Origin of the sequence: Xanthovirga aplysinae (assembly GCF_009711365.1) — a bacterium.
Taxonomy (GTDB): domain Bacteria; phylum Bacteroidota; class Bacteroidia; order Cytophagales; family Cyclobacteriaceae; genus Xanthovirga; species Xanthovirga aplysinae.
Map to the genome: position 1 here is coordinate 1 of NZ_SMMB01000815.1, position 4269 is coordinate 4269.

General features: G+C 34.3%; 3 protein-coding genes. 2 read left to right on the plus strand and 1 reads right to left on the minus strand.

The genetic code is table 11. The features are described 5' to 3' along the window. Nucleotides 1–28 precede the first annotated feature (28 nt). Both E1171_RS06120 and E1171_RS06125 read left to right on the plus strand, forming a co-directional pair. Nucleotides 29–1567, plus strand: coding sequence for a DNA recombination protein RmuC (locus E1171_RS06120; protein ID WP_155205114.1), 1539 nt, complete (start codon nucleotides 29–31; stop codon nucleotides 1565–1567). Between the two features lie 188 nt (nucleotides 1568–1755). Beyond that, entirely contained in the window at nucleotides 1756–3291 is a 1536-nt protein-coding gene (locus tag E1171_RS06125) for a tetratricopeptide repeat protein (protein ID WP_155205116.1), read from the plus strand. Nucleotides 3292–3485: 194 nt separating this feature from the next. Here E1171_RS06125 and E1171_RS06130 read toward each other — a convergent pair whose 3' ends face one another. Next, the gene (locus tag E1171_RS06130; protein WP_155205118.1) at nucleotides 3486–4145 is read right to left on the minus strand and encodes a hypothetical protein; all 660 of its coding nucleotides are present in this window, start codon (nucleotides 4143–4145) and stop codon (nucleotides 3486–3488) included. Between the last annotated feature and the right edge of the window lie 124 nt (nucleotides 4146–4269).

Below are 4269 nucleotides of genomic sequence, written 5' to 3' on the forward strand. Positions count from 1 at the left end.
TCCACTTAATCTAAACTAAAAATATTCCATGACAGAATTACTCATAGCAGCCACCCTGCTACTACAATTAGTAATTATAGTTCTCCTATTTCAGATTCTTGCTTCCAGAAAAAAGCAGTCAACTGACAAATTGCAAAATGATATTAATTATTTAGGGAGGGAAATTCTTAAAATGGAAGAACAATTAAAGAATGATTTCTTCAGAAACAGAGAAGAACAACGGGTTAACGAACAGAACCTACGAAAAGAACTTACCTCTTCTTTTTCCCAATTGACCGAAGCATTACTTACCAGAATGACAGAATTAAGCCACCTACAAAAAGGTCAGTTGGATATTTTCGGTAAAAACCTAAGCATACAGGCTCAATCCAGTAGCGAAAAACTTGACCAAATTTTTCATATCACGGAAAAAAAATTAAAAGAATCCCAGGAACAACAATTAGAATTATCCCAAATCCATCGAAAAGAGCTCTTTACAGCCCTAAAGGAATTTGGAGAGACTTTTAAAGAAGGAATACAAGACTTTAATCAGTTACAAAGGGAGAAATTTGGAATGCTGGACAATAACCAAAAAGAATTGGCCTTAAAAACCGAAGCTGGTCTAGACAAAATGCGCAAAACCGTAGAAGAACGCTTAACCTTCCTTCAAGACGATAACCGAAGAAAGCTGGAAGAAATGCGTACAACTGTGGATGAAAAACTACAGTCTACCCTAGAAAAACGATTAGGTGAATCCTTCAAAATTGTAAGTGAACGACTGGAGCTTGTACATAAAAGCTTGGGGGAAATGCAAACTCTGGCAAATGGAGTGGGAGATTTAAAACGTGTCCTTTCAAATGTAAAAACGAGAGGAGTTATGGGTGAATATCAATTAGAGAATATTTTAGAACAATTGCTTACCCCAGAACAATATGGCAAAAATGTAAAAACAAAGTCAGGAAGCAACGATCTAGTGGAATTTGCCATTAAACTTCCTGGAAAGGAAGATAAAAACCAACATGTCTGGTTACCTTTGGACGCTAAATTTCCTGTAGAGACTTATCAAGCTCTAAATGTCGCTTACGAAAATGCTGATACAGGAAATATTGAAAAACTTCAAAAGGAGTTGGCTGTCACCATTAAGCGATTTGCCAAAGATATACGTCAAAAATACATTGATCCACCTAAAACGACCGATTTTGCTTTAATGTTTCTCCCAATTGAAGGCTTGTACGCGGAAGTTCTTCGTCAACCTGGCCTTTTTGAAACAATTCAAAGAGAATACAAAGTAATTATAACTGGCCCCACTACCCTATCAGCCTTATTGAATAGTTTGCAAATGGGATTCCGAACCCTTGCCATTGAAAAACGTTCGAGTGAAGTTTGGGAAGTACTTGGAGCGGTAAAGACAGAATTTTCCAAATTTGGAGCTGTTTTGGAGAAAACACAAAAAAAGTTACAGGAGGCCAGTAATGTGATTGATCAAGCCAATGTACGAACCAGAGCAATTGAAAGAAAATTAAGAAATGTAGAAGAATTACCGGCAGAAGAAGCTGCCCACTATTTGGGCGAGGCTTTGCAGGAATAAATAATACATGAAAACCCCAAAAATCAGCAATTTGCCCTACTACTTTACTCTTTTTAATTAATTTTGAAGTTTGAACGCTAGCATTATGGGAGAAACAGCAATTAATTTCTCCGTAAATAAAAAACGAAACCGAACTCTGTTTTTGGTGTCAAACTTTAAATAAACAGAGTTCTATCTCACTGATTTTCATGGAAATAATTTTATACAAAGGCCCAATCTTTAGGGAAATATTTAGCGAATTTAACGAAGCTCAAATAAACAATAACAAACGATTAATAAAACTTCTGGATGTATCCTATACAGTTGGTGAAATAAAACCCAAGATCAAGATTGAAGAGAAAAAAATCTCTATACAGATCAGCAAATCTGCAATAAAGAATCATTCTACCTTGTACAAGGAAATGCTGGAACTGGCAAAAAATGGAGAACTTAAAAAATCACGTTTTATAGCTGAACAATTAATCCTGGATGATTGTACCACTGCTGAAGTATTCAGTTTTTACGGGCAAATGCTTCATCGACAAGGGGAAAATGAAGAAGCCATAAAAAATCTTAAATACGCCATAAAATGGAAAGCCGAAAGCTACTATGCCTTAAGAAAGCTGGCTCAAATTTACCTTCAGCAAAAAGATTTGAAACGTGCAAGTCTCTATTTTAATGAAGCTATTCGAGTAAAACCAGATCAAATTGGCGATATTAATGATTTTGCCGGAATACTTTTAAAAAGTGGTCACCTGGATGAAGCCTTTCATTACTTTAATAAAACCCTGGAGATCCAATCGGATTTCGCTCCTGCTATGTTTGGGAAAGCCCTTCTTTTTCAATATCAGGAAGATTACCTCAAAGCATTCGAAATGGCAATCCAATGCCTTCAACACACTGAAGAAAACAATAAAACCCTGATAAATAATACCTTTAAATTAATTGATGATATTTTCAAAGAATACAGTGAGCGAATTGATTTTGAACTAACGGAAAATTTAAAGCAGCAACTTCCCAATAAGGTCAGATTTTTAAAAGACGATGCTTTAAAAGTAGAAGCAAAATTAGACCTTAGTGATGATGAAAGACCACATCAAATCCGTTACAGAACGTCAAATCCTGCCTACAGTTATTTCTTACTCCGCGAAATCATACGATTGCAGTTTTTATTAGAGGCTACCGCTGTTAAAGAGAACAAGCAAGTTGCAGAATCAGAAGAGAGTTTTAAACTTTTTTGCAAATATTGTCAACCTGCACAAAAGAATATGATGAAAGGTGGTGTGCAAAAAGAAAGACTCCCCCATCTTTTAAAGGCATTTTTTGAGGGTTTAACAGCCCAACTATTGGATTTTCCTTTGCAACTTTTTATTGAACAATACATTTACAAAAATTATCCTTCACTAAGGCCCTTGCAATTTGTAGCTCTCTTAAAAATTCTTAAACAAAATGCATTAACCGCATCTGATAAGCAACTAAATGCGATTACACCTTTATTTGTTAGGAATGCAAACATTTCCATGATTTATGCCCAACTATTTCATTTCAAAGGGCTCTATACTATTGACCTTACTTCCATTTTGAAAAATAAAACCCTTGCTCATACTGGTCAACAACTTTACGAATTTTACTTACAAATGAAAGATGACCGACAAGCAGGAGAAGAATATGATTTAAGTGAATGGTGGGCTGAAGAGCTTAGGCTAGATAAGTTTTTCCAATTAAGAAAGATACAATATCCCTGATAATATTATAAGAAGTTCATTTAGGACAATGTCCTACAGATAACCTTTTGATGTAATAATTCTTGAAATACCCAAGAACTGCTTTCTTCGATTAATTTAATACTCAAAAATTTCATGTACTAACAAAATAAAAAAGGCTGCCTAACTTTAAAAGCAAGGCAGCCTCTCAAATAGTATTATTTCTCCATATAACTTTACTTTGAGATTACCATTGAACTAAAATAAATACTTTCATTTTTAATGGAAGAATTCACCAATCGATCCATACACATCTGCAATTGCCCATGTTTCTTATGGACACCTTTCATCCTACTTTGGAAAAGAAATTTTTCCATCTTCAAAGGGATTTCAACATCCGACCAGGGTTTCCCCCCCTTACAACCATAGGAAAGAAAATAATCATCTTCTAAAATGATCTCCTCCTCAAAATCCGAGGGAGAACTTAATAAAAGAAGATTAAATAACTGATCTTTCACTTTATTCCTTACATCCGAATTTAGATATGTAGAAAAATCCCAATAAATTAAAATTTGCTCGGCTTTTCGGTCTACTATTTTAAAAAATAGCTGTTGATCACCATATGTAGCTTTAATATGATAACCAAAACTTTGTTCCTTGGCGGGATCCTTAAAGGACGGTTCGCCAAAAAGAGTAATTAATTTTCCTCTTAACAGTGTAACAAAGTCCCTCCTCGAACTAAATTTGTTTCCAAAAAATAATTCAGATTCATACAACCTCTCCGAATCATTTTCTGTATCCAGACTCCAAAGTGCATATTTTTGACGACCAACATGGTCTTCAATCATGCTTTCCAATTTTTCAAATCGAACAATTGATTTTGTAGATAACCCCATAATTTAAAAAAACTAACCCCATTAATTAAAAACATATAAATTAGAAATTATTTCATGAATAAAGCAAACAACAAAATTAAATTTTGACAAACTCAAATATCTCAGAAAAAAGATAAATAATTTC